The sequence below is a fragment of the Bradyrhizobium sp. CCGB01 genome (assembly GCF_024199795.1).
GTDB lineage: Bacteria > Pseudomonadota > Alphaproteobacteria > Rhizobiales > Xanthobacteraceae > Bradyrhizobium.
In genome coordinates this window covers 581,289-604,297 of record NZ_JANADK010000001.1, presented here as the reverse complement: position 1 = coordinate 604,297, position 23,009 = coordinate 581,289, and the positions used below count along the sequence as shown (strand labels likewise).

Annotated in this window: 21 protein-coding genes; 9 read left to right on the top strand and 12 right to left on the bottom strand. The window is 65.2% G+C overall.

Translation table 11 applies throughout. The features are described from left to right. Window positions 1-19: 19 nt before the first annotated feature. Together NLM25_RS02620 and NLM25_RS44225 are read right to left on the bottom strand one after the other, a co-directional pair. A complete protein-coding gene (locus NLM25_RS02620; protein ID WP_254135925.1) occupies window positions 20-2,842 on the bottom strand; it encodes a hybrid sensor histidine kinase/response regulator in 2,823 nt (940 codons plus the stop codon). 448 nt (window positions 2,843-3,290) lie between these two features. Next, window positions 3,291-3,467: a hypothetical protein gene (locus tag NLM25_RS44225; protein ID WP_375167804.1), complete on the bottom strand. Its 177-nt coding sequence runs from the start codon at window positions 3,465-3,467 to the stop codon at window positions 3,291-3,293. A 232-nt stretch (window positions 3,468-3,699) separates the two neighbouring features. Here NLM25_RS44225 and NLM25_RS02610 point away from each other — a divergent pair, with 232 nt between their 5' ends. From NLM25_RS02610 to NLM25_RS02595, 4 genes are all read left to right on the top strand, one after another. Beyond that, window positions 3,700-4,410, top strand: coding sequence for a Crp/Fnr family transcriptional regulator (locus tag NLM25_RS02610; protein ID WP_254135924.1), 711 nt, complete (start codon window positions 3,700-3,702; stop codon window positions 4,408-4,410). A gap of 167 nt (window positions 4,411-4,577) precedes the next feature. After that, complete coding sequence (locus NLM25_RS02605; protein WP_254124125.1) at window positions 4,578-5,276, top strand: Crp/Fnr family transcriptional regulator; 699 nt, start codon at window positions 4,578-4,580, stop codon at window positions 5,274-5,276. A gap of 151 nt (window positions 5,277-5,427) precedes the next feature. Beyond that, window positions 5,428-5,805 (top strand): Hpt domain-containing protein, encoded by a 378-nt coding sequence (locus NLM25_RS02600; protein WP_254135923.1) that lies wholly within the window; start codon window positions 5,428-5,430, stop codon window positions 5,803-5,805. Window positions 5,806-5,903: 98 nt separating this feature from the next. After that, window positions 5,904-6,152: a hypothetical protein gene (locus NLM25_RS02595; RefSeq protein ID WP_254115103.1), complete on the top strand. Its 249-nt coding sequence runs from the start codon at window positions 5,904-5,906 to the stop codon at window positions 6,150-6,152. 79 nt (window positions 6,153-6,231) lie between these two features. Here the strand turns inward: NLM25_RS02595 and NLM25_RS02590 are convergent, their stop codons facing one another. Further along, window positions 6,232-6,855 carry a LuxR family transcriptional regulator gene (locus NLM25_RS02590; protein ID WP_254135922.1) on the bottom strand — a complete coding sequence of 208 codons (624 nt, stop codon included), beginning with the start codon at window positions 6,853-6,855 and terminating at the stop codon, window positions 6,232-6,234. A gap of 339 nt (window positions 6,856-7,194) precedes the next feature. On the opposite strand from NLM25_RS02590, the gene NLM25_RS02585 reads away from it, so the two are divergent. The 3 genes from NLM25_RS02585 to NLM25_RS02575 all read left to right on the top strand — a co-directional run bounded on the left by NLM25_RS02585 (window position 7,195) and on the right by NLM25_RS02575 (window position 10,613). Then, a complete protein-coding gene (locus tag NLM25_RS02585) occupies window positions 7,195-8,358 on the top strand; it encodes a hypothetical protein (protein WP_254135921.1) in 1,164 nt (387 codons plus the stop codon). 330 nt (window positions 8,359-8,688) lie between these two features. Continuing rightward, complete coding sequence (locus NLM25_RS02580; protein WP_254135920.1) at window positions 8,689-9,114, top strand: hypothetical protein; 426 nt, start codon at window positions 8,689-8,691, stop codon at window positions 9,112-9,114. A 284-nt stretch (window positions 9,115-9,398) separates the two neighbouring features. Then, window positions 9,399-10,613, top strand: a complete 1,215-nt coding sequence (locus tag NLM25_RS02575) for an EAL domain-containing protein (protein WP_254115099.1) — start codon at window positions 9,399-9,401, stop codon at window positions 10,611-10,613. Between the two features lie 11 nt (window positions 10,614-10,624). Here the strand turns inward: NLM25_RS02575 and NLM25_RS02570 are convergent, their stop codons facing one another. Continuing rightward, window positions 10,625-11,485: a DMT family transporter gene (locus NLM25_RS02570; RefSeq protein WP_254135919.1), complete on the bottom strand. Its 861-nt coding sequence runs from the start codon at window positions 11,483-11,485 to the stop codon at window positions 10,625-10,627. A 159-nt stretch (window positions 11,486-11,644) separates the two neighbouring features. On the opposite strand from NLM25_RS02570, the gene NLM25_RS02565 reads away from it, so the two are divergent. After that, entirely contained in the window at window positions 11,645-13,006 is a 1,362-nt protein-coding gene (locus NLM25_RS02565; RefSeq protein WP_375167875.1) for a PLP-dependent aminotransferase family protein, read from the top strand. On the opposite strand, the gene NLM25_RS02560 is transcribed toward NLM25_RS02565, so the two are convergent. Together NLM25_RS02560 and NLM25_RS02555 are read right to left on the bottom strand one after the other, a co-directional pair. After that, complete coding sequence (locus tag NLM25_RS02560) at window positions 13,003-13,599, bottom strand: GDYXXLXY domain-containing protein (RefSeq protein ID WP_254135917.1); 597 nt, start codon at window positions 13,597-13,599, stop codon at window positions 13,003-13,005. The genes NLM25_RS02565 and NLM25_RS02560 overlap by 4 nt on opposite strands. Continuing rightward, complete coding sequence (locus NLM25_RS02555; protein WP_254135916.1) at window positions 13,596-14,867, bottom strand: DUF2157 domain-containing protein; 1,272 nt, start codon at window positions 14,865-14,867, stop codon at window positions 13,596-13,598. Before NLM25_RS02555 ends, NLM25_RS02560 begins: the two co-directional genes overlap by 4 nt. A 310-nt stretch (window positions 14,868-15,177) precedes the next feature. On the opposite strand from NLM25_RS02555, the gene NLM25_RS02550 reads away from it, so the two are divergent. Next, window positions 15,178-16,281, top strand: coding sequence for a tripartite tricarboxylate transporter substrate binding protein (locus NLM25_RS02550; protein WP_254135915.1), 1,104 nt, complete (start codon window positions 15,178-15,180; stop codon window positions 16,279-16,281). 373 nt (window positions 16,282-16,654) lie between these two features. Here the strand turns inward: NLM25_RS02550 and NLM25_RS02545 are convergent, their stop codons facing one another. The 6 genes from NLM25_RS02545 to NLM25_RS02520 form a co-directional block, all read right to left on the bottom strand. Next, window positions 16,655-17,860, bottom strand: a complete 1,206-nt coding sequence (locus NLM25_RS02545; RefSeq protein WP_254115093.1) for a mandelate racemase/muconate lactonizing enzyme family protein — start codon at window positions 17,858-17,860, stop codon at window positions 16,655-16,657. A 32-nt stretch (window positions 17,861-17,892) separates the two neighbouring features. After that, window positions 17,893-18,912, bottom strand: a complete 1,020-nt coding sequence (locus NLM25_RS02540) for a TRAP transporter substrate-binding protein (protein WP_375167874.1) — start codon at window positions 18,910-18,912, stop codon at window positions 17,893-17,895. A gap of 30 nt (window positions 18,913-18,942) precedes the next feature. Then, window positions 18,943-20,226 (bottom strand): TRAP transporter large permease, encoded by a 1,284-nt coding sequence (locus tag NLM25_RS02535; protein WP_254115091.1) that lies wholly within the window; start codon window positions 20,224-20,226, stop codon window positions 18,943-18,945. Continuing rightward, the gene (locus tag NLM25_RS02530) at window positions 20,223-20,768 is read right to left on the bottom strand and encodes a TRAP transporter small permease (protein WP_254115090.1); all 546 of its coding nucleotides are present in this window, start codon (window positions 20,766-20,768) and stop codon (window positions 20,223-20,225) included. The genes NLM25_RS02535 and NLM25_RS02530 overlap by 4 nt, the downstream gene beginning before the upstream one ends. Beyond that, a complete protein-coding gene (locus NLM25_RS02525; RefSeq protein WP_254135913.1) occupies window positions 20,728-21,510 on the bottom strand; it encodes a FadR/GntR family transcriptional regulator in 783 nt (260 codons plus the stop codon). Before NLM25_RS02525 ends, NLM25_RS02530 begins: the two co-directional genes overlap by 41 nt. Before the next feature lie 491 nt (window positions 21,511-22,001). Beyond that, on the bottom strand, window positions 22,002-22,982 hold the full coding sequence (locus NLM25_RS02520) for a tripartite tricarboxylate transporter substrate binding protein (RefSeq protein WP_254135912.1): 981 nt from the start codon (window positions 22,980-22,982) through the stop codon (window positions 22,002-22,004). Window positions 22,983-23,009: the final 27 nt, after the last annotated feature.

The window sequence follows — 23,009 nt, the reverse complement described above, 5'->3', positions numbered from 1 at the left end:
CGGTATCTCCTCGTCCCGTTTAGGCCGCGGCCCGGTTCAGCTCGGAGGCGCCGGCGGCGCCCGCGGTCTGCTCCTTCAACGCCGCGATCAGGCCGGGACGGTCGAACTTGGCGACATAGTCGTGGAAGCCGGCCTGACGGCCGCGCTCGATCGCCGCCGGCGACACCAGCGCCGAGAGACCGATGATCGGCATCGAGCCCAGATTGTTGTCCGAGCGGATCACCTCCGCGAACTCGAACCCGTTCATGTCGGGCATCTCGATGTCGGTCAGGACCACGTCGAAGGTTTGCGCGCGGAGCGCAGCCAGGCCCTCCTGCGCGGTCGGCGCGGTGCGGACGCGGTAGCCGGCCGCCTTCAGCACCGGGGCCAGCATGTTGCGGAAGAACGCGCTGTCGTCGACCAGCAGCACCGATTGCGAGTGCATCGACGGCTTCATCTCCTTGCGGGTGAACCAGTCGGCGAACGCCATCGGCAGGAAGTGGCCGACGTCGATCACCTCGGTGGCCTGGCCCTTGATCACGGCCGAGCCGAGAATGCCGGAGGAGGAGCCGCCGACCTCGATGTTGAGGCGTTCCTCGACGATGTCGATGATCTCGTCGACGACGAGGCCCATGGAGCGGCCGTCATCGGCGAACACCAGGATCGGCTGGGCGCCCTGGCTGGCAATGGTGACGCTCTCCATGGCGACGAGCGGCATCAGCTGCTCGCGGTACTGCACCATGTAGCGGCCGTTGCTGAACTCGATCTTGTCGGCCGGCAGCTCTTCGAGGCGGGTGACGAGCCCGAGCGGGACCGCCTTGGGCTGCGACGAGCCGGCGCGGAACACCAGCAGCGAGGTGGTCTGCTCGCCGCTTCCGATGTGGTGCGCGCCGTTCTCGTCGGCCATGTCGTGGGCCGAGGAGCCGGCGGCGCCGAGCGCCTTGGCAATGCCGTTGGGGTCGATGATCATGATGACCGCGCCATCACCCAGAATGGTGTTGCCGGAGAACATGTCGATGTGACGCAGCTTCGTCGACATCGGCTTGACCACGATTTCTTCGGTGTGGAACACGCCGTCGACGACGATACCGAAGGTCTGGCTGCCGACCTGGGTCACCACGATAAAACCGTTCTCGGGATCGGAGGCGGCGCCGTCGTCGATCTTGAGCAGCTTCTTGAGGTGGATCAGCGGCAGCAGCTTGTTGCGCAGGCGAAGGACCGCGGTGTCCTTGATGCGCTCGATGCGGTGCTCGGAGTTGGCGCGGGCCCGGACCAGTTCGACGACCGAGAGCTGCGGGATCGCAAAGCGGTCACCGGCGGCTTCGACGATCAGCGCCGAGACGATGGCGAGCGTCAGCGGGATCTTGATGGTGACGGAGGAGCCTTCACCGGCGACCGACTTGATGTCGATGGTGCCGCCGATCTGGTCGATATTGGTGCGCACCACGTCCATGCCGACGCCGCGGCCGGAGACCGACGTGATGGCGGCCGCGGTCGAGAAGCCCGGCGCGAAGATGAACTTGTGGATCTGGGCTTCGCTCATCTTCTCGAGCTCGGCCTCGCTGACGAGACCCGAGGAGATCGCCTTGGCCTTGATCTTCTCGGTGTTGAGGCCGCGGCCGTTGTCGGCGATGCAGATGATGATGTGGCCGCCCTCGTGATAGGCGGACAGGCGGATGGTGCCCTGCTCGCCCTTGCCGGACGCCAGACGCTCGGCGGGGGTCTCGAGGCCATGGTCGGCGGAGTTGCGCACCATGTGGGTGAGCGGGTCCTTGATCAGGTCGAGCACCTGGCGGTCGAGCTCGGTGTCGGCGCCGTGCATCTCCAGCTCGATCTGCTTGCCGAGTTCGCTCGAGAGGTCGCGGACGATGCGGGGCAGCTTCTGCCAGGCATTGCCGATCGGCTGCATGCGCGTCTTCATGACGCCTTCCTGCAGCTCGGCGGTGACGTTGGACAGGCGCTGCAACGGCACCTTGAACTCGGTGTCCTCGTTGCGGCGGGAGATCTCCAGCAGCTGGTTGCGGGTCAGCACCAGCTCGGAGACCATGGTCATCAGATGCTCCAGCGTGTCCACGTTGACGCGGATCGACTGGTTGGCGATGCTGGCGCCTTCGCCGGCGCCCTCGTCGGCCATCGACTTCTTCGGCGCGGCCTTTTCCTTGGGCGCCTTGGCTTCCTTGACGGTTTCCTTGGCAGCGGGCGCTTCAGCAGCCGGCGCGGGCTCGGCCTTGACGACGGGCGCCGGCGCTTCGATCGCGGTCTCGCGGAAGGCGCGCTCGAGCTCGTCGAGCGAGACTTCGCCCGGACGCAACGGGCGCTCCAGCGTCTGGTCGATCAGCGAGCCCGTGGTCATCTCTTTTGCGGGCGCAGGCGCCGCAGCAACGGGCGCTTCCGGCACCAGCGGCGGCGCTTCGGCAACAGGAGCCGCAGCCGATGCAGCGGCACCAGCAGTCGGCATCGGCTGCGCCGAGCCTGACATGGCCGCCATGCCCTGCTCGACCATCGCTTCGAGCTTGTCGATGAGGTCGCGGTCGTTGCCTTCCGGCTCGGCTTCGGTGGCTTCGAGACCTGCGAGGATCTCCTTGATGCGGTCGATCGAGGACAGGATCACCGTCACGGCCTGTCCGGTCACCGGCATGCCGTCGCGGAATTTGCCCATCAGCGTCTCGCCGGCATGCGCCAGCGCTTCGAGCCGCGGCAGCCCGAGGAAGCCGCACGTGCCCTTGATGGTGTGGACGAGGCGGAAGATGTTATCCAGGATCTTGGCGTTGTTCGGCTCCTGCTCGAACTTCACCAGCTGATTGTCGACGGTGTCCAGGCTCTCGCTGGTCTCCGTCAAAAATTCCCGCAACAGATCATCCATGAGCTACGCCTTACTGAGCCGGACTTCGACGCCTGAGCCGCACCTGGAATTCGGCGGAGGCGCGCTGCCGGATCGTTAGACAACCCCTTTCACGGTCCCGTTAATTTCAGCCTCCGTGCTAATACGGATATTGAAGACAAGTTTGCGCTTCGACGGCATGCGATCGCGCTTTTCGACAGCAGCGTCGCCGCATCTCATGCGGGAAAAGCCATAGGTAAACGCTCCGATAACAGCACTGCGATTTGCGCGAAAAAATCCTGCCGGCGAAGGATGATATCCACGGGCCGCGCGAATTGAATCAAATCGCGCGCGATCAGAGTCGCTCACACGGCTCGCGTGCCGGGATCCGCAAGAGCTGCGCTTGCGGTAAACGGACGCTTACTTCGCGGCCACCGCGATTGGTACCGCGCTAACCGAATCGCGCGGCGGCAGCACGATGCTCCGCGAGTCAATCCTTGATGGCGGCGAGTAACGCATCCGGCGTAAGCGGCTTGCGAAGGTAGCGCGCGGCGCCGAGCTCCAGCGCCATCCGGTCTCGGATGCTTGAAAATGCCCGCTCGAGAAAGGAAGCCGCAGCTCTCGGCCGGCGTCCGATGGCGGCGCGGATGCAATGCGTCCGGCTCATGATGGCCCCTTGCCACTTTTTCCTGCCGCCCGATGCAGGACGGGTCGCCCCGAATTCCCGAGCGAACCAGCGCGCATTTCTGATTTCCGCTGCAAATGCCGCAGGCTGTCTGCCCTCCAACGGGTATATTAACGGCGCCACAACCTTTATAATATGTTTTTATCATCGTACAACTGGACGAGGCGCAAGGTGCGGCGCCGATCATACGACCGACGCGCCGGATTGAGCCTGCATGACCGCGAGCGGCCACCCGTGCAACCAGTTGCTGCAAATGCTCGACGTGGCGGATTTCGATCTGCTGCGGCCCCATCTCGCGACAGTCGAAATGGTCAGGGAGTCTGTCTTGGCCGAGGCAGGCGCCGCACTGAGATATGTCTACTTCCCGCATGGCGGATCGGTTTCGATCACGGTGGGCCTCTCCGAGGGACAGATGATCGAGGTCGCGATGCTGGGCTGCGACGGCGTCGTGGGCGCCGGCGCAGCGCTTGCCGACGGCATCGCAGCGACTGACGCCGCCGTGCTCTTCCCCGGGACAGCTTCCGTCCTCGATATCGCGGCCTTCCGGGCGGTGGCGGGCGCGAGCGCGCAGTTCCGCGGCCTGATGATCCGCCACGAGCAGGTGCTGCTCGCGCATGCGCAGCAATCGGTGCTGTGCAATACGCTGCACCCGGTCGAAGCGCGGCTGGCGCGCTGGCTCTTGCGTGCCCGCGACCTCTCCGACAGCAAGCTGCTTCCGCTGACACAGGAGGTGCTGGCGCAGATGATGGGCGTACGCCGCAACGCGATCTCCCTCGTCGCAAATGCGCTGCAGCGCGCCGGCGTCATTCGCTACACCCGTGGCCAGATCGAGATCGTCAACGAGCGCGCATTGGAAACGACGTCCTGCGACTGCTATGCGGCGGTGAGGGCCTGCCACGAGCGCCTGCTGGAAGGCCCGCGGTGACGATCGCTCGGCGCAACCGGCCTGCATCCCGTGTGGCAATGGGAACCGGACAACTTGTCCCAATTGCCAATATATCCCGACGTGAACATGATGAAACCTCCCCGTGTTGGGAGCAGCCCGTTCGAGGTGAATTCCGGGCTGACGAGACGGAGGCAGTCTTGGAAACGATGGTGCGCCCATCCAACGGTTTCCTGTCCGCGCTGTCGGCGGAGGATTACGAATTGATCCGCCCGCATCTGCGCGCGGTCGATCTGCCGCATGAGGCGATCCTGGTGGAGACCGGCGAGACGCTCAAACGCGCCTACTTTCCCCACCGCGGCGTCATCTCGCTGGTGGTGAAACTCGCCAGGGGCGAGCATGTGCAGGTCGCCATGATCGGCCGCGACAGCCTGCTCGGAACGCTGTCGACCATGGGCGATGCCTGCGCGCTGAATACGGCGATTGTGCTGGTTCCCGGTGCCGCCTCCGTGATGGAGCTCGACCGGCTGCGCGACGCGGCCGACCAGAGCAGCACCTTGCGGACCCAGCTCACCCGTCACGGGCTGGCGGTCTACGCCCAGGTCCAGCAGACCGCGGGCTGCAACGCCGCCCATCCGGTGGAGTCCCGGCTGTCGCGTTGCCTGCTGCACACCCATGACCTCAGCGGCGACTACCGGCTGTTGCTGACCCAGGAGGCGATGGCGCAGATGATCGGAGCGCGCCGCAACAGCGTGTCGCTGGTCGCCAATACGTTGCAGCACGCCAATTTCATTCACTACAGCCGCGGACACATCCAGATCCTCAACCTGGATGGCCTGCGCCAGACCGCGTGCGAATGCTACGCCACCGTGAAGGCCCAGTACGACCGGCTGCTCGGCCCGCGCTGACCGGCACCGCGGCTTGGTAAACCGGCGGCTAACGCCGGCCTGCAAACACGGATCGTCCTGCTACCGGAACTGAAATTCGAATGCCGTAGACAGGGAGCGTGCCTCGCGCCGCACAGGCCGCGGGGCAGACCAACCGCGACCAGGACAGGCCATGTTTGAAGTGACCGCCGCACCGATGCAAAGAGCGCTCGATGCCGAGCCCGCGCGCGAGCCGGGTGCGTATGAAGTGCTGGTGCGCGAGATCGGCGAGGACGGGGCCCGTGAAGTCCGTGACGTATTCTGGAGCGAGACCTGCGCGCGCCTGCAACTGTTTCGCACGCTCACGCTCGCACAGCACCTTGCCAGGATCATACGCGAAGCGCATTCGCTGAAGAGCGCGGCCGGGACGTTCGGCTATGTCAGGCTCGCGGCACTGGCGCTGCGGCTGGAGAAGACCGCGGACAAGCTTGGCGAGGCTGAATTCCGCGACCTGCTGGAGCTGATGGATGCCGCCTACGCCGCCGCGCGTGCGCAGGAGCCGCAGGGCTAGAAAAGCGCGCGCCAAGCCCGCCGTACTTCTACGGTTTGGGATTTTCACAGATGGCTAATCATAGGTGGCGATAGTCGCCGGAAACCAGGAGGGTTTCCATGTTCACCTATGAGACTGCGGACCAGAAAGAGGTCCGTCGCTTCCGCATCGCACAGTTCAACGGCCGGACGGCCACGGTGAAGTCTGGCGAGGCGACGGTGACTGGTTTCGTTCGTTCGGTGCTGGAGCAGGAATCGAGCAAGCCGCCGCGCTGGACCATCACGATCATTCCGAACGCGCCAAAGGAAGAGTCCAAGTCGCTGCGGCCGCCGTCGCGCGTGCGCCCTTTCGCCGAGGATTACCTCTGAGCGCGATCGCGGTCCCCCGCCCTTCTGTATCAGGCCAATCCCGGGCTTGATCGGCCGCCCGGCGGCGCAGGACACAACCTCAATCGATCGAATGCAGCAGCGCCGCACGGACGAGGTCCGCGGTGTTGCGCGCACCGAGCTTGCGCATCGCCTCGGCGCGATGGCTCTCGAACGTACGCGGGCTGATCTGCATCCGCAGCGCGCCCTGCTTGTTCGAGTAGCCCTCGCTGATCAGCCTCAGCACCTCGCGTTCGCGCTTGGTCAGCCGCTTCTGGCCCGACAGGCCCAGCAACTCGGTGCTCGGCACGCGCTGCGGCTGCGGCGCGCGGGCGGCATTCAATTCCGCCGCCTCGGTCCTGGGCGGGATCGGCAAGGCGTCCTTGTGAGGACCGGCAAGCTGCTTGACCAGGCCGCAAACACGCTCGGTCTGCGCCAGCGCATTCTCCACCACGCGCTGCAGATAGGCCCGATCGCTGGTAACCGGCGCGAGCTGGTCGCTGTGGTGCTTGATCTCGCCCATATAGAGCAGGAGCGCGGTCAGGGGGCCGTTGAGCTCGCGGGCGATGGCGGTGGCCATCTCGTCGGCGGCCTTGGCGCGGGCCGCGTTCAGGCGGGCGAAATCGAGCTCTTCGGTCGGAGCAGTGCTGCTTTCGAACCATTCCGACGGCCGCGAATCGGTGGCCGTATCGTTCTGTGACCCCATGTGACTCGTTTAGCGGAACCTGGGCCGCTCTGTGGTTAACTTTTTGCTCCGTAAGACTACGGTGATTTTGGCAGTTTTGTGCTGAAACCCCGGCATGGGCACAATTTATGCTTGTGCGCCCTCGCCGCCGACCAAACTGAGGTTGAGGTTTTCGCCCAAAACTTGAGCAGGCAAGGAAAAGCCTCCTTAACCAACACCCCCAGCGGGCGCCCGCGCCTCCCGGCTTTTACGGATAAATTAACAATGACTTGCTTCTCTTGATCACGATTGAGAGCGCGCAAATGCCTCCACGCATGAGGCCTGTAGGCCTGCGGGAAACGCTGCGGAAGATTGCGTGCCATGAACGAGATCAATCGGCTGTCCGAGTTCTTGCAGAGGCTGACGCCGCTGTCGCGCAGCTGCCTGCTTAGCGAGCTCGAGCGGCTCGAGCTGTGCGGCATCGACATGCCGGGCTCGTCCGACATCCAGGCCAAGTTGCGCGCCGAATTCCGCAAGGACGGATCGACCCAGGCACGCGCCACCAGTCCCTCACGCTATTTCTTCGCGCCGCTCGAACTGCTCCTGATCGACGGCGCGCCCGAGCACGCCAATGCGGGGCGGATTTCACGCAACACGCTCACCCCGATCTGGGAGTGGATCTGCCGCGACCTGCTGCCGACCATGGCGCGCGACTACATCAAGGCGATCAACGACCAGGTCACCGCCAACAACCCGAAGGAAGTGCTGAAAACCGCGTCGATCTTCCAGACCAAGGTCGTCAAGGTCCTCGAGAGCACCCTCGCGTCAGTGGAGAGCACCGAGTTCGCGCGCGCCAAGCTCACGCAATACACCGCCTCGCGCACCGCCTTCGACGACGTGAAGAAAATGCAGCATGTGCTGCGCGCCGGCGACGCGCTGCCGAAGTTCAACGAAAAGCTGCCTGAGAAGATCGCGAAATTCGACGACGGCCAGGTTACCCAGATCACCGCCCAGCTCGATGCCTTCAAGAAGTCGCATCCGGACGCGCTGCCCTTTGCGCTGGCGCTGGTGGCGAGGCGCCTGAAGACGTCCTGGCAATTGGTGCGCCTTGCCACCAAGACCGCCGCGAGCAAGAGCGCGGCCGACGTCGCCGCCACGCCCTATGCCTGCGTCGTTCCCATGGTGCTCGACCGGCTCGACGACAAGCGGCTCGCGCTGCGGGTCGCGCTCAGGCACAACCGCGTGCTGGTCGCGCGTGACCTGCTCACCGAAATCTACGACACCGAATATGCGCTCAAGGTCCGCATCGACGGGATCGAGAGTTGCGAATGGGGCATCCGCCTTCAGCAATTGATGGATGCGATCGCGGCGCTGGTGTCCGCCGAGGTGAGCCGCTTCCCCTCGAATGTCGGCCACATTCTCGGCTCGCGCCGGCTACGCAGCCACGACACGCTCGGCGGCAAACTGTCCTATCTGGCCTGGAAGGGACGCGACGCCGTGCAGGACGGCGCGGCGGCATTTCGCAAATTGATCGGCCAAACCTGATATCGCGCAGCTAGTGGGCACGCGGCAGGCACAGGAAGCGATCCAGGAATCGCCCTGACAGCACGAATCTGAACCACCAATACATCATTCGCCGCATCGTCATTGCTGTAATCCTCGACAGCCCGCCACCGGCTGCGCAGCAATAGCGCGGGTGCAGCAAGACACATGTGATCTGCTTCACAATTGCGCTGTTCCAGCCGGGCTCATTGTCGCAGAACTGTCACGCGCGACGTGAGATAATGCGCGCATCGCGCGAAAATGAATTCTTCGATCGCCGCCGCCGCGCCTATCCTGCGATGCACCCGGGAGAGCGACGGGAAGGAGCTTGCGATGAGATCGAACCGACGGGCAGCGACGATGGCGGCGTTGCTTGCGGGCACGCTGGCGCTGAGCTCGACGACGTTGGCGCAGACGACGCCGCCGCAAGGCAATGCCGCGCCGACCGCCGACAACGCCGTGCTGCTCACCGTGTTCTTCAAGCACGACCAATCCCGCCCGTTGAACGAGCTGAATGCGCAGCTCGAGAAGCAGGGATTCTACAAGGCGTTTCCCCCGCCGGGCGTCGAGGTCGTGAGTTGGTACGTGATGATGGGCATAGGCCAGGTGATCACGCTGCGTTTGCCGGCGTCGCGGCTGCGCGAGGTCAATCGAATCATCGAGGACACTGCGTGGGGCCCCTATCGCACCGAGTTCTATCCGACCTACGACTACAAGGGGGTCGGCATGGCTCAACACGACAAGGCCACGGCCAATTAAGGCCGTACATTATTGAATTGGGCGAAGCACGCGCGGCCTCGTCCAATAGCAGGACACTGCGCGTGCATGCCGCCAGATTGAACGCCGCGAAAATCTCCGGTGATTGCCGCAGTCCAGCGCGCCGCGCGCGCGCAGACGTAAAAACTTCTCGAAGGAGATCCGAACAATTTTAGATATGATGCAGGCTTTAACGTTACCCAGATAATTCAACAATCGGCTCAAGCCCTCCTTATTTGAAACTGCTCTCGTCGCTAACACCGGCCGCGGAACGGGAGTGGTTTGCGATGAACGATGAACTTGTTGAGCTCGCCGAACGGAGGCCAAAAACCTTCGGACGGCGAAAAGTCACGCCGCGCGCATGTGTCGCCGACGGCAAGCGCCATCTGCGCGCCTTCCTTTCAGAAGTGCTGGAGGACCTTGGCTTCGTCACCAGCGAATGCGCCAGCGCGGACGAGCTGAAGACCGTGCTCGCCGGCGAGCTGCCGGATCTGATCCTGTTCGGCGTCGCCGCCGACGGCATCGAGCCCGGCACATTTCTCGAGACGCTGGTCCGCGAGGCCTTCGACGGCAAGGTGCTCGCCGTCGGCGCCCGCGAGTCGATCATCGTCAAGGCGGTGCAGCAGGTCGGAGAGGAATACGGCCTCGCGATGCTGCCGCCGCTGACGACGCCCTTTGCCGCGGAGACGCTGCGCGAGCGCGTCGCGATGCTGCTGCCGGACGAGCCGGCGCCGAGCCCGGCCGTGCATGTCGGCGAGGCCCTTCATGCCGGCTGGCTCGAGCTGTGGTACCAGCCCAAGATCGACGCGCGCACGCTGATCCGCTGCGGCGCCGAGGCGCTGGTGCGGATGCGCCATCCGACCTGGGGCGTGGTGCCGCCGGCCTATTTCATCCCTGAAGAGCACGATCCGCATCTGCGCGACCTCTCGGAGTTCGTGATCGAGCGCGCCGTGCAGGACTGGCACTATCTGCTGGAGCAGCAGAGCCCGGTCGATCTCTCGATCAACCTGCCGGCGTCGTATCTGAAGGAGCCGCAGTCGGTGCGCGATCTCTGCCGCCGCGTGCCGACACATCCGGCCTTCGGCGGGCTCACGATCGAGATCAACAGCGAGGAAGCAATCCGCGATCTCGATGTCCTGACCGAAGTCTCGCGCGAAATGCGCCTGCACAATATCGGCCTGTCGATCGACAATCTCGGCGCCAACTGGCCCTCGCTGATGGATCTGGACAAGATTCCCTTCATCAAGCTGAAGGCCGACCGGCACTTCGTCACCGGCAGCGGCAATGACCGCCTCAAGCGCACGGTGTGCCGCCACATCGTCGAGCTTTCACATGGCTACGGCGTGGGCGCGGTGGCCGAAGGCGTCGAGAGCCGCGCCGACCTCGTCGCCGCCAACGAGCTCGGCTTCGACCTCGTGCAGGGCTTCCTGTTCGGCAAGCCGATGCCGCTGAAGAAATTCGCGCGGAGCACGCTGACGCGGACGGTGATGGGGCAGGAGTGAGGCGCGCTGCCTCACGCATACCGGCGCGCGAAGAAGACGCAGACGACCACGAGCGCGGTCGCAGCGATCATGCTCCATGCGACCGGCTCGTGCAGCAGGAAGCCGGCGAGCGCGAGGCCGAAGAACGGCTGAAGCTGTTGCAATTGGCCGACGCGCGCGATGCCGCCGATCGCAAGGCCGCGGTACCAGAAGATGAAGCCGACGAACATGCTGAAGACGGAAACGTAGGCGAGCCCGATCCAGGCGGGCACGCCGACGCCGCTCCATGTCGCCGGCCAGGTCAGGATCGCGACCGGCACCATCAGCGGCAGAGCGAGCAGCAGCGCCCAGGAGATCACCTGCCAGCCGCCAAGGCGGCGCGACAGCGCGGCGCCTTCGGCATAGCCGAGCCCGCACAGCACGATGGCGGCGACCATCAGGAGATCGCCGGTCACTGACGCCGAGCCGTCGTTCGACAAAGCAAAGCCCGCCACCGTGGCGCTGCCCAGAATCGCGAACAGCCAGAACAGCGGCTGCGGCCGCTCGCCGCCGCGCAGCACGGCGAAGATCGCCGTCGACAGCGGCAAGAGGCCAATGAAGACGATCGAATGCGCGGAGGTGATGTGCTGGAGCGCCAGCGCGGTCAGCAGGGGAAAGCCGACCACGACGCCGATGGAGACGATGGTGAGCGAGACGAGATCCTTTCGCTCCGGCCGGGCCTGACGAAGCAGGCCGAGCACGGCCACGCCGATCAGCGCCGCAATGACCGCGCGTGCGGAGGTCAGGAACAGCGCGGAGAAGCCGCCGACCGCGACGCGCGTCGCCGGCAACGAGCCGCTGAAGATGATGACGCCGAGAAGCCCGTTGCCCCAGCCGCTGCCCGCAGATTGCATGTCCACCTCTTTTTGGACGGCAATCCTCGGCCCTCTACGGTGGCGAGACCAGAGACAATCCAGTACAATCTGGCAAAACTGTATGGGTATGGAAGGTCATACACCTTGAACATCGAAGCGCAATCGAAGGGACGCGGCGGCACACGGACCAATGACGTGATGAGCGCGATCCGCGCCAAGGTCGCCGGCCGCGCGCTCGGTGCCGGCGACCGCCTCCCGTCGATCCGCAGCCTTGCCACGACGATGGGTGTTTCGCCGTCCACCGTCGTCGAAGCCTATGATCGCCTCGCCGCCGAAGGCCTGATCCGTGCCCGCCGCGGCTCGGGCTTCTATGTCTCGCCGACCGTCACGCCGCCGCTGGCGTTGACCGACGTCGAGCCGCGCCGCGACCGCGCGGTCGATCCGTTCTGGGTCTCCAGGCAATCGCTCGATGCCGATGATGCCGCGCCAAAGCCCGGCTGCGGCTGGCTGCCGCCGGAGTGGATGCCGGAGGCGGCCTTGCGCCGCGCCACACGCGCGCTCGCCCGCACCGACGCCAGCGTGCTGACCAATTACGGCTCGACGTCCGGCTCCCTCGCCCTGCGCCGGCTGCTGCTGACGCGCCTTGCCGAAGACGGGATCGAGGCCTCGATCAACCAGCTGATGCTGACGGGTTCGGGCACGCAGGCGACCGACCTGATCTGTCGCTTCCTGCTCCGTCCCGGCGACACCGTGCTGGTCGACGATCCCTGCTACTTCAATTTTCGTGCGCTGCTGCGGGCGCATCAGGCCAAGATCGTCAGCGTGCCCTACACGCCGTCAGGCCCCGACGTCGTCCGCTTCGAGCAGATCCTCGGCAGCGAGCGGCCGCGGCTCTACATCACCAATTCAGCGCTGCATAACCCGACCGGCGCGACGTGCTCGCTCCAGACCGCGCACCGGCTTCTGGCCGCGGCCGCCGCGCATGACCTCACCATCATCGAGGACGACATCTTTGGCGACTTCGAGCCGGAGCGTTCGCCGCGCCTGGCCGCGCTCGACGGTCTTGCCCGCGTGATCCGCATCGGCAGCTTCTCCAAGACGCTGTCGGCCTCGGTGCGTTGCGGCTACATCGCAGCACGGGCCGACTGGATCGAGCATCTCGTCGATCTCCAGGTCGCAACCAGTTTTGGCGGCCCGAGCCCGGTTGCGACGGACATCATCGCCAAGGTGCTGGCCGGCGGCAGCTATCGCAAGCACATGGACGAGCTCCGGCAAAAGCTCACACGCACGCGCCGCGACGTCGCGCGAAAACTGCAGGCGCTGGGCGTCGAGCCCTGGCTGATGCCGCGCGGCGGCTTCTTTCTCTGGTGCCGTCTCGCCGACGGGCAGGACACCACGGCCGTTGCGCGCGCAGCGCTCGAGGAGGACGTGGTGCTGGCGCCGGGCAACGTGTTCAGCGTGTCGCAGACGGCGCAAAACTTCATGCGCTTCAACGTCGCGCACATGAGCGATCCGCGGATGTGGGACGTGCTGCGGCGGGCGTTGAAGACTGGCCGCTAATACAGCGGCTCCTCATAGACCGGCTCGCCGTCGAGCAGCAGCCGCTTGATGGCGGCGCGGCCTGAGGGCAGCACGGCGGCGACGACCCGCAGCTTCTGCTGGTTGCGTGCCTGCTCGAGCTTCTTGCCCTCGCCTTCGGGCACGAAATAGCTTTCGAGGCCGTATTTGATCGTCAGCTTGTCGCAAAACGTGCGGCCGGTTGAACCGCAGGAATAACTGACGCGGCCGCGGATCAGGATTTCGGGCGCCGTGACCGCGACAGGCGCGGCATGCACCGAGACAGCCTCGTAAAGCCCGTTGGCATTCGGCGCGAGCCTGACGAACACGGCGGGATTGCGCTCGGCGGCAGGCGTGCCGGCCAGCGCGCCTGCCGGCAGTTGCGAGATGTCGTAGCGGAGCACGACGTAGTCGCCGCGCAGGAGATCGCGGGGATCGACCGGCTGCGTCTGCAAGGTCACCTCACGGCCTTCGCGCAGGATCTGCATGCGATCGGCGACCATCAACATGAGCAGGATGCATTGAAGCAGAACGGCGACGCCGAACAGCACGGCTTTCGGGATGCGCTGCCAGAGCTGTGTGACGGTCTCGATCATCGTTCAGCCCTCGGCAGCGCACGATTGAGCGCGGTTGCAAAGACGACCGCGATGATGCCGGCCGCGGCAAGGAAGGCCGAGCGGCGCAGCAGCGAGCCCTTCACCGCCCAGGTGATGCCCGCGATGACACCGGCGATCCCGAGCCAGCCGGCGACGATGCGCGGGCGCACATCGTCGAGCATGCCGGAGACGACGAGGCACAGCATGGCGCAGAGCAGCGCGGCATAGGCGTACCAGGGCTCGCCGGCCGTGGAGGCCGGCCAGATCGGCGCCGCGATCAGCACGAGCCCGATGGCACATGCTGCCAGGACTTCGCCGGCGCGCCTGGTGATCCCAGCGGAAGCGAGAGCCAGGATCACACCCGCGGCCCCGCAAACAATCGCCCACAGCGGCTGGGCCGGCACCGTGCTGGTGTGGAAGCGGATGATGTCGTCGACCGTCGTCACCTCCAGGAAAGCGACGACGGCGAGCGAGAACGCGCCGTAGATCGACAGAACGCTCCCAAGCAGAAGCGCCCTCGGCGACCGCGACGCGGCGATTGCGAGCCCCGCGCCGAACAGCAGCGCCGCACCGTTCGCGAGGACGAAAGACGGCTGAAGGCCATCGAGGTCGAAGCGAAACGATGTCGCGATCCACCACGGAAGCACCGCGACCGCGACGAGATGAGCGGCGACGCGAGAATTCCACGCAAGCGCGAGAGCGGCTGCGATCAGCCAGACCATCACGAACGGCAGATGCAGGGTATCAGGCGCATCATAGCTGCGCATGCAGGTCCAGATGCAGGCGGCGACGAGGCCGACCGCGAGCGCACCGCGCGAGCCGGTCAGCGTTGCTGCGGCAAACGCGCCGATCGACCACAGCAGCATGCCGCCGGCGAAGTCGTCGCCCAGATGATACATCTGGCCGACCAGCGCGATGCCCGCGCCGAAGATGATGGCACCGATGCTGGCGCAGAGATCGGCCAGAACAATGCGGCCGGACGCCGCGAACCACGCGCCGAGGCCGCCGGCGACGACCATACCGGCGAGCAGGATCGCGAACCGCAGCAGCCGCGCGATCTCCGTCCAGTGCGCCGCGACGAAGGCGAGGAATGCGGCCGCGATCAACAGGCCGCCGACGATGCCAACGACCACCGCGATGTTGATGCCGGCGGAAAGCGGCGGCAGCGCATTGCGGATCGAGGTGGCCGCCGCCGGCGCGAGCACGCCATCGGCTTCCCATTGCGCAAGATCAGCTTCGAGCCGCTGCCGGTAGGACTTGTCGAACATCGTCTTAGAACAGGCTCCCTGCCGGCCGCGGAATGTTGGTCGGACCGCGCCGGCGACAGGTTCAAGCATCGTCCTGCGACGGTCTTCTGCGACCTGATAACAGAAATTGCGAAAACAACCCCATGCACAGTAGCCCGCGACTGCAGGCCTGGCGTCCGCTGGGTCCAACGAACCATCTGATGCATCGATCTTTTCATATTTTGCAAAAGTGATGCTCGGACTGCGCCAATGGTTGGAAGACACTCGGGGCTGTAGCCTTCGGTCAAGATGGCCATCAACGGCCACACTGCAACGAGGGAGGACTGCATCCATGGGGGGAGCGGATCATACCGGCGGTCCGCAAGGGCCCGCCGCGGGATTTGGCGCGCGCAGCGGCCTGAGCGGGCGTCCCGAAGGGACGGCGACGAGAGCGCTCCCAAGAACGCTGCCAAGAACGCTGCTATGTCTCGTCGCCGCTACGACGCTGGCGCTCCAGGCGGGCGCCGCGGGGGCCCAGACGGCCGCGGACTCCTGGCCGAACCGCGCGATCACCTGGGTGGTGCCGTTCGGGGCCGGCGGCGTCACCGACCTCGTCTCGCGCAAGATCGCGGAGCTGCTGCGGACGCGGCTTGGGCAGCCCGTGGTGGTGGAGAACCGGCCCGGCGCCGGCGGGACCATCGGGACGGAGTTCGTGGCCCGGGCCCAGCCCGACGGCTACACCGTGCTCTACGCCTCCGGCGGGCCCATGACGATCCAGCCGAATTTGGGACTGACGAAGCTCAACTACGACCCGCTCAAGAGCTACGTCCACGTCCGCGGCGTGAGCTCGTCGAACCAGGTCCTCGTCGCGACTGCGGCAGCGCCCTACAGCACACTGGCCGAGTTTGTCGCCTACGCGAAGGCCAACCCGGGCAAGCTCAATTTCGGTTCTCCCGGCCCCGGCACCGCGCAGCACCTCGCCGGCGAGATGTTCCAGGCGGCCGCCGGCATCAAGCTGACCCACGTGCCCTACAAGTCGGGCTCGAGCCAGATGACCGACATGATGTCGGGCATCCTGGACGTCTCCTTCGACTACCTCACCGTGCTGAGGCCCCTGATCGACACCGGCAAGGTCAAGGTGCTCGGCACCACCGGCGCGGCGCGGATGGCCGCGCTGCCCGATGCGCCCACGGTGCTCGAGGCCGGCTACCCCGACGCCGTCAATGCCGGCTCGACCTGGGTCTCGGTCCCGGCCGGGACCGACCCGAAAATCGTGGGCAAGCTCTCCGAGGCCATGGCCGCCGTGCTCGCCGACCCCGGCATCGTCGCCGACCTCACCACCAACGGCCAGGTGTCGATTGCCGACAAGGGGCCGGCCGAGATGGTCCCGTTCATCGTCGAGGAGACCGCACGCAACAAGCGGGTGATCGAGAGCGCGGGGATCGGTGGGCAGTAGCGGGCGCACGGCAGCGTACGTCGCGCGCGCGGAGCGGCCTTCGGCATGCGCCGACCGATCGCGAAGTCGCGGAAGGGGCCGATGTCGCTGTGGACGATGGTGGCCCTGTCGCGGCTGCCGCGTCGACAATGCTGACGGCCATGTCGGCTACATGCTGCGTTCGCCGCCGGACAGTGCCAATTTAGTGCACTGTCACCGTAACACCGATAACGCCAAATCCGAGGGAGGCGGCCTTCGCTTCAGCGACAATGTTTACCCAGGTCACGCTCTCCGCGGGAATGCCGCCGCTGTCGCGGCCCGCATGCCGCGCCGCGGCATGCCCTTGCGCAATCGCGAGAGCGCGACGGCCGGCTAGATCAGCCAGCCTTGTACTTCAACTCCCGCCGAGGCGACTGAAACGGACGATCGCGTCGGGGCGCTTTTCAAGCCCGGGCAGCAGTTCAAGCCCGAGACCGGGGGCATCGGAAATGGAGATCATCCCGTTCTCGGCTTTCGGCAGCTCAGTGACCAGCTCGGTGTACCAGCCCGTGTAGAACGCACGTACCGATTCCTGGATCAGCGCGTTGCGCGCGTGCATCGAGAAATGACAGGACGCCGCATAGACCACAGGGCCGGTGCAGTCATGCGGTGCGACGGGCGTGTGCCAGGCTTCCGCCATGCCGGCGATCTTCCGTGCCTCCGACAGGCCGCCGCACCAGGACAGGTCCAGCATCACGACGCCGGCGGCACCGGACTCGAGGTAATCCCGGAAAGAGTGCGTATAGGCCAGCGTCTCGGAGGCGCAGACCCAGGCCTTTGAATGCCGCGCATATTCACCGAGGTCGTGGATGTTATCGAGACGGAACGGATCCTCGTGCCAATAGGTGTCGAACTCGGCAAGGCGCTCGGCGAGCTTCTTGGCCATGGGCAAGCTCCACAGCGAGTGGAATTCGACCATGATGTCCATGCGGTCGCCGACCGCCTTGCGGATCTTGCGGAACGGTTCGAGCGCGGTGTTCAGTTCCTGCGGACTGATGTCCCAACCGGCCGAACGTTCCGCAGCGATGTCGAAGGGCCAGATCTTCATACCGGTAATGCCCTGCTCGAGCAGGGAGTGGGCGAGCTCGTCGGCGCGATAGAGGAAACCCTCGAGATCCTCATAGGGTCCGCCTTGCTCGCCGACGTGCCAATTGGCCACCGCTTGCGAGCGGGAATCGCGGATATACCGGTACCCGGCACAGGTGTTGTAGGTACGGATCGTGTCGCGTGCCTTGCCGCCGAGTGCGATCGAGACGGGCTGCCCGACCGACTTGCCGAAGATGTCCCAGAGCGCGATGTCCACGGCCGAATTGCCTCGCGTCTCGACTCCGGAGCCGCGCCAGCCGAGATAGTTGTTCAGGCTGGCGTTGCGCGCCTCGATCTGGAGCGGATCCTTGCCGAGCAGTTTTGGCGCGACGGTCTCGTGCAGATAGGCTTCGACCGCCGCTGCTCCCATGAAGGTTTCACCCAGTCCGACCGGACCGTCGTCAGTATGGAGCCGCACCCAGATGATATTGGCGAACTCGGTCAGGCGGATGGTTTCAACGGCGGTGATTTTCATCGTTCAGTGACTCTTCTTCCGGTGTCGGACGATCAGTTGGCGCCGCGGATCTTGGCGAGCTCGGTCTTCAGACGCTCGATCGCCTCCTTGCCGATCGAGGCCTCGTGACGCTGGTAGACTGCGGCAGTGGCCTCACGCATCTTGGCGAGTTCGTCCTTGGAGACCTCGGACACCTGCATGCCCTGCTTCTTCAGGTTTGCCAGCGACTTGTCGTTGAGCTCACGCGAGACACGGCGTTCCTCGTCGCGGCCTGTCGCCGCGCATTCGCTGAGGATGGTCTGCTCCTCCGCGGAGAGCTGATCCCAGAGCTTCTTGGAGTAGAGCACCAGGAAGGGCGTATAGGCGTGACGCGTCAGCGTCAGGTATTTCTGTACTTCGTAGAGCTTCGAGGTGTCGATGGTGACGAGCGGGTTCTCCTGGCCATCGATCGCGTGGGTCTCGAGCGCCGCGAAGACCTCGCCGAAGGCCATCGGCGTGGCGTTGGCGCCCATGCTCTTGAAGCTGTCGAGGAAGATGTTGTTCTGCATCACGCGGACCTTCAGGCCGGTCAGCTCTTCCGCCTTCGAGACCGCGCGCTTCGAGTTGGTCAGATTGCGGAAGCCATTTTCCCAGTAGGACAGGTTGACCACGCCGGCGGCCGGCAGTTGGTCGGAGATGTATTTACCGTAGACGCCATCGAGCACCGCATCCGCCTCCTTCTCGTTCGTAAAGAGGAACGGCAGGTCGAAGACGCCGAGTACCGGCACGATTCCAACCAGCGGCGAGGACGACGTGATCACCATCTCCTGCGTCCCGGCCCGCAGCGCCTGCGTCGCCTGCAGGTCGCCGCCGAGAGCGCCGCCCCAGAAGGCCTGGAGCTTGAGCTTTCCACCGGACTTGTCCGCCATGCAGGCGCGCATCTTCGCGACGCCGTTGCCGACCGGATGATCCTCGTTGATGCCATTGGAGACGCGGATGTTGCGTTCCTTGACCTGCGCCTGGACGGAGCCGGCGAACGCGGCAAGAGCGACGGGAAGGGCGACGGCAAGCGTAACAGCGATCTTCTTGTTCAGCATAGGAGTCCTCCTGAGTGTCTTTTTGGTTTAGCGGCCGCTGAGCCAGGCCAGCGGAACGGTCACGAGTTGAGGGAACAGGATCAGCACGAACATCGCGATCGTCTGGGCGATCAGGAACGGCATCACGCCGCGGATCACCAACGTCATCGGAACGCGTGCAACGCCGCAGACGACGTTGAGCACGATGCCGACCGGGGGCGTAATCAAGCCGATGGCGTTGTTGATGATGAAGAGCACGCCGAAATAGATCGGATCGATGCCTGCCTGTTTGATCACCGGCATCAGCACGGGAGTCAGGATCAGCACGGTCGGCGTGAAATCGAGCGCCGTGCCGACGACCATCACCAGCAACATGATCACGATCATGAGGATCGTCTTGTTGCCCATAAAGGGTTCGAGCAGGCTCGACAGCTCCGCCGGAATGTTGGCCTGAGTGATGAGCCAGGCTGAAACGACTGCTGCAGCGACCAGCAGCATGACTGCGCTCGTCGTCTTCGCCGCCGTCAGCGTGACCCTGTAGAGATCGGCCGGCTTGAGCTCGCGATAGACGAACATGCCTACGATCAGGGCGTACACGGTCGCGACCACGGCCGCCTCCGTCGGCGTGACGATGCCGAAGCGAATGCCGCCCAGGATCGCGATCGGCATCAGCAAGGCGAGCGAGCCGTCCCAGGTCGCCTTCAGGCGCTCCGCGCCGCTGCGCCGCGGCAGCACCGCGATCTTGTCGCGACGGCAGACGATCGCCCAGGCAATCACCAGCGACAGGCCGATCAGAAGCCCCGGGAAGACCCCGGCCAGGAAGAGCTTGGTGATCGAGAGGTTGGCGGCGACCCCAAACACGATGAATCCGATTGAGGGCGGAATGATCGGCGCGATGATGCCACCCGAGGCGATCAGTCCCGCCGATCGGCCGACATCGTAGCCGGCTTGGCGCATCATCGGGAGCAGGATCGAAGCGAGGGCGGCGGTATCGGCGGCAGCCGATCCCGAGAGCGAAGCCATGATGATCGCGGCGAAGATCGCGACATAGCCGAGGCCCCCATGCAGATGGCCGACCATGGAGAGCGCAAAATTGACGATACGCTTCGACAGTCCGCCGGCGTTCATCAGTTCGCCTGCGAGCAGGAAGAACGGTATCGCCAGCAGCTGGAAGGAGTCCGCGCCGATGATCATGTTCTGCGCGATGATCTGTGTGTCGAAGACGCCGAGCCAGAACATCAGCGCGACCGCGCAGACGATCAGTGAGAAGGCGATCGGCATGCCGAGCGCCATGGCGCCGCAGAGCGACAGCAGGAAGACGGCGACGGTCATTCGAGATGCCCCTTCAAATCGTGTGAGGGGTTGCCGCTATAGTCGCCGGCGAATTCCGCCAGCTCGTACGGGCCGAGCTTGCCCGTCAGGGCGCGCAGCAGGCGGGCCAGCGTGATGAGACCGATGCCGAGCCCGGCGAAGTACAGCACGCCGTAGACATAACCCATGCTCAGGCCGGTGACCGGCGCGACGGCGCTGGCATTGATCTCATGTTGCTTCCAGGTGCCGTCGAGCAGCATGACGCAACAGACCAGCACGATGGCATCGCTGAGCATCATGCAGATCAGCCGCCCGCGCGGGCCGATCGCGCCGACGAGCGTATCGACGCCGAGATGGCCGTTCTCGCGCATCACCACGACCGCGCCGATATAGGTCAGCCAGACGAAGAAATAGCGCGACAGCTCCTCGGACAGGTCGATGCCCGAATTGAATGCGTAACGCAGCACCACGTTGCCGAAGACCATCACGACCATCCCGGCAAGCAGGGCGACCAGGATGGCTTCAAGCCCCCGTAGGATCCATCTTTCGGCTGTTGCGAGCATGGGACGTTTCCTGTGTTTTTTTGATTGTTCGATTCTTGGAGCCGGTCGTTTTGCGTGGCGGACCGGTGTTGATGTCGGCCTGTGCGACCTTCAGCAGCGCAACCATGGCCGCGCGCGCCTCGTCCGGCTGGCGCGCCGCAATCGCGGCCGCGACCCGACGGTGGATCGCAATGGACGCCTGGGCGCGCTTGTGGTCATGCATCGAGAGGCGGAACGAGGCTTTCAGCACCGCGCGCAGGATTGGCTTGAGCTGCAGCAGCAGGATGTTTCCCGAAGCTTCCAGGACGGCCTCGTGGAAGCGGAAGTCTGAAGCCTCGTGTTCGGCTTTGTCCTGTGCGTTCGCCATGGCGTCGAGCGACGTGTTGATCGCGGCGATCTGGGCGTTGGAGCCGCGCTCCGCAGCGAAGCCGGCGGCCGCCGGCTCAATCATGCCGCGCAGCTCGAGCAGATCACGCTCGAAGCCGCTCGCCATATCGGCATCCGTGATCCAGTCCATCACCTGCGGGTCGAGCAGCCGCCAGGACGACAGCGGCTGGACGCGCGAGCCGACCCGCGGTCCCGTCGTGATCAGTCCGAGCGCTTGCAGGGTCTTTGTCGCCTCCCGGACGACGGTACGGCTGACGCCAAAACGGTCGGCGAGTTCGTCCTCCCGCGGCAACGCGCCGTCTACCCCGATCTGCCCCGACGCGATGAGACGGCCGAGCTGATCGACGAGGAAGGCGTGGAAGTTCGTTGGGCGCATTGAAAGATCATATGACATATGAAATCGCAAACGTCATATCATCATATGAATAATCTTGCAAGGTACGCCCCCGGCAACTTGCTTCGGCACGACCCGGACGTATTTTTGAGCCAAAGTTTGGCGTAGGGCTGGACCTTCCCGACCAACAGCTCGAGGCGCCGCCTCCGCGATCGAAACTAGGTCGACGCCGACCTCACCGCCAACGGCCAGGTGTCGATTGCCGACAAGGGGCTGGCCGAAATGGTCCCGTTCATCGTCGAGGAGACCGCACGACCAAGCGGTGATCGAGAGCGCGGGGATCGGTGTGCAGTAGCGGGCGCACGGGCGTGGATGGCGCGCACGCGAAGGAGCGGCTGGCGCGTGGCGCCCGATCGCGAAGTCGCGGAACGGCCGATGTCGTGGTGGACGTTGATGGCCCTGCCGCGGCCGCCGCGTCGACGATGCCGGCGGCCATGTCGGCTACATGCTGCGTTCCCGGCGTGACGCCAGGCCTAGTTCGCCTTGATGCCGGCCTCGGCGATCAGCTTGCCCCACTTCGTGCTCTCGCTTTGAATGAATCGGCCGAACTGCTCGGGCGACGTTGGCGCTGGCTCTGCGCCGAGCGTCCGGATCTTCTCGACCACCGCGGGATCTTTCAGAGCCTTCACGAAGGCGTCGTTCAGCCTGGCGACGATGTCGGCGGGCGTGCCGGAGGGAGCAACGAGCCCGAACCAGCCCACGGATTCGAAGCCCGCAAGGCCGCTCTCGGCGAGGGTTGGCACGTCTGGCAAGGATGCCAGCCGGCGTGCCGACGACACGCCGATCGCGTTGAGCTTGCGTTCGAGGATCAGTTGTCGCGATGCGGGGATATCCAGCACCGCGAAAGGGACATGTCCCGCAAGGACGTCGACTGCTGCCGGCGCCGTCCCGCGATACGGCACCAGCTCCATGCTGATCCCGGCCTTCTGCGTGAACAGCGCAGCCGTCAAATGCATCGCGGTCGAATTGCCGCCATGTCCGATCGACAGCACGCCCGGCTTTGCCTTGGCGAGCGCTATCGTCTCGGCCGCTGTGTGCGCAGGTATCTCCGCGGATGCGACAAGCACGAAGGGAATTTCGGCGAGCAGCGTGATCGGCGCGAGATCCTTCGGGTCGAACGGCATCGACGAATTGAGGTGAGGATTCACCGTCACGCTCCCTGCCGGCGCAACGCCGAGCGTGTAGCCATCAGGCTTGGCCTGCGCGACCGCGGCCATGCCGATATTGCCTCCCGCGCCAGCGCGGTTCTCGATGACCAGGCTCTGCTTGAGCTCGGCTGTAACCAGCGGCTCGAGCGCGCGGATGACGGTGTCGGCGCTGCCGCCGGGCGGGAAGGTCACGATGATCTTGATCAATTGCTCCGGATAGGCCGCCTGACCTGCTTCCGGCGGCAGCACGACGATAGTCGCGGCCGCCAGCACGGCCAGAATGCGGCGCCTTGCAACGTGAAACACGTTCTCCTCCTCAATGCATTTTTGCTT

Excerpts from the sequence above, each read along its gene's own strand:
- NLM25_RS02600 (WP_254135923.1), top strand. The coding sequence starts at position 5,428 with ATGTTTGAAGTGACCGCCGCACCGATGCAAAGAGCGCTCGATGCCGAG.
- NLM25_RS02570 (WP_254135919.1), bottom strand. The coding sequence starts at position 11,485 with ATGCAATCTGCGGGCAGCGGCTGGGGCAACGGGCTTCTCGGCGTCATC.
- NLM25_RS02560 (WP_254135917.1), bottom strand. The coding sequence starts at position 13,599 with ATGATCGAGACCGTCACACAGCTCTGGCAGCGCATCCCGAAAGCCGTG.
- NLM25_RS02525 (WP_254135913.1), bottom strand. The coding sequence starts at position 21,510 with ATGCGCCCAACGAACTTCCACGCCTTCCTCGTCGATCAGCTCGGCCGT.
- NLM25_RS02620 (WP_254135925.1), bottom strand. The coding sequence starts at position 2,842 with ATGGATGATCTGTTGCGGGAATTTTTGACGGAGACCAGCGAGAGCCTG.
- NLM25_RS02595 (WP_254115103.1), top strand. The coding sequence starts at position 5,904 with ATGTTCACCTATGAGACTGCGGACCAGAAAGAGGTCCGTCGCTTCCGC.
- NLM25_RS02590 (WP_254135922.1), bottom strand. The coding sequence starts at position 6,855 with ATGGGGTCACAGAACGATACGGCCACCGATTCGCGGCCGTCGGAATGG.
- NLM25_RS44225 (WP_375167804.1), bottom strand. The coding sequence starts at position 3,467 with ATGAGCCGGACGCATTGCATCCGCGCCGCCATCGGACGCCGGCCGAGA.
- NLM25_RS02605 (WP_254124125.1), top strand. The coding sequence starts at position 4,578 with ATGGTGCGCCCATCCAACGGTTTCCTGTCCGCGCTGTCGGCGGAGGAT.
- NLM25_RS02530 (WP_254115090.1), bottom strand. The coding sequence starts at position 20,768 with ATGCTCGCAACAGCCGAAAGATGGATCCTACGGGGGCTTGAAGCCATC.
- NLM25_RS02550 (WP_254135915.1), top strand. The coding sequence starts at position 15,178 with ATGGGGGGAGCGGATCATACCGGCGGTCCGCAAGGGCCCGCCGCGGGA.
- NLM25_RS02575 (WP_254115099.1), top strand. The coding sequence starts at position 9,399 with ATGAACGATGAACTTGTTGAGCTCGCCGAACGGAGGCCAAAAACCTTC.
- NLM25_RS02580 (WP_254135920.1), top strand. The coding sequence starts at position 8,689 with ATGAGATCGAACCGACGGGCAGCGACGATGGCGGCGTTGCTTGCGGGC.
- NLM25_RS02565 (WP_375167875.1), top strand. The coding sequence starts at position 11,645 with ATGAGCGCGATCCGCGCCAAGGTCGCCGGCCGCGCGCTCGGTGCCGGC.
- NLM25_RS02545 (WP_254115093.1), bottom strand. The coding sequence starts at position 17,860 with ATGAAAATCACCGCCGTTGAAACCATCCGCCTGACCGAGTTCGCCAAT.
- NLM25_RS02585 (WP_254135921.1), top strand. The coding sequence starts at position 7,195 with ATGAACGAGATCAATCGGCTGTCCGAGTTCTTGCAGAGGCTGACGCCG.
- NLM25_RS02610 (WP_254135924.1), top strand. The coding sequence starts at position 3,700 with ATGACCGCGAGCGGCCACCCGTGCAACCAGTTGCTGCAAATGCTCGAC.
- NLM25_RS02535 (WP_254115091.1), bottom strand. The coding sequence starts at position 20,226 with ATGACCGTCGCCGTCTTCCTGCTGTCGCTCTGCGGCGCCATGGCGCTC.
- NLM25_RS02555 (WP_254135916.1), bottom strand. The coding sequence starts at position 14,867 with ATGTTCGACAAGTCCTACCGGCAGCGGCTCGAAGCTGATCTTGCGCAA.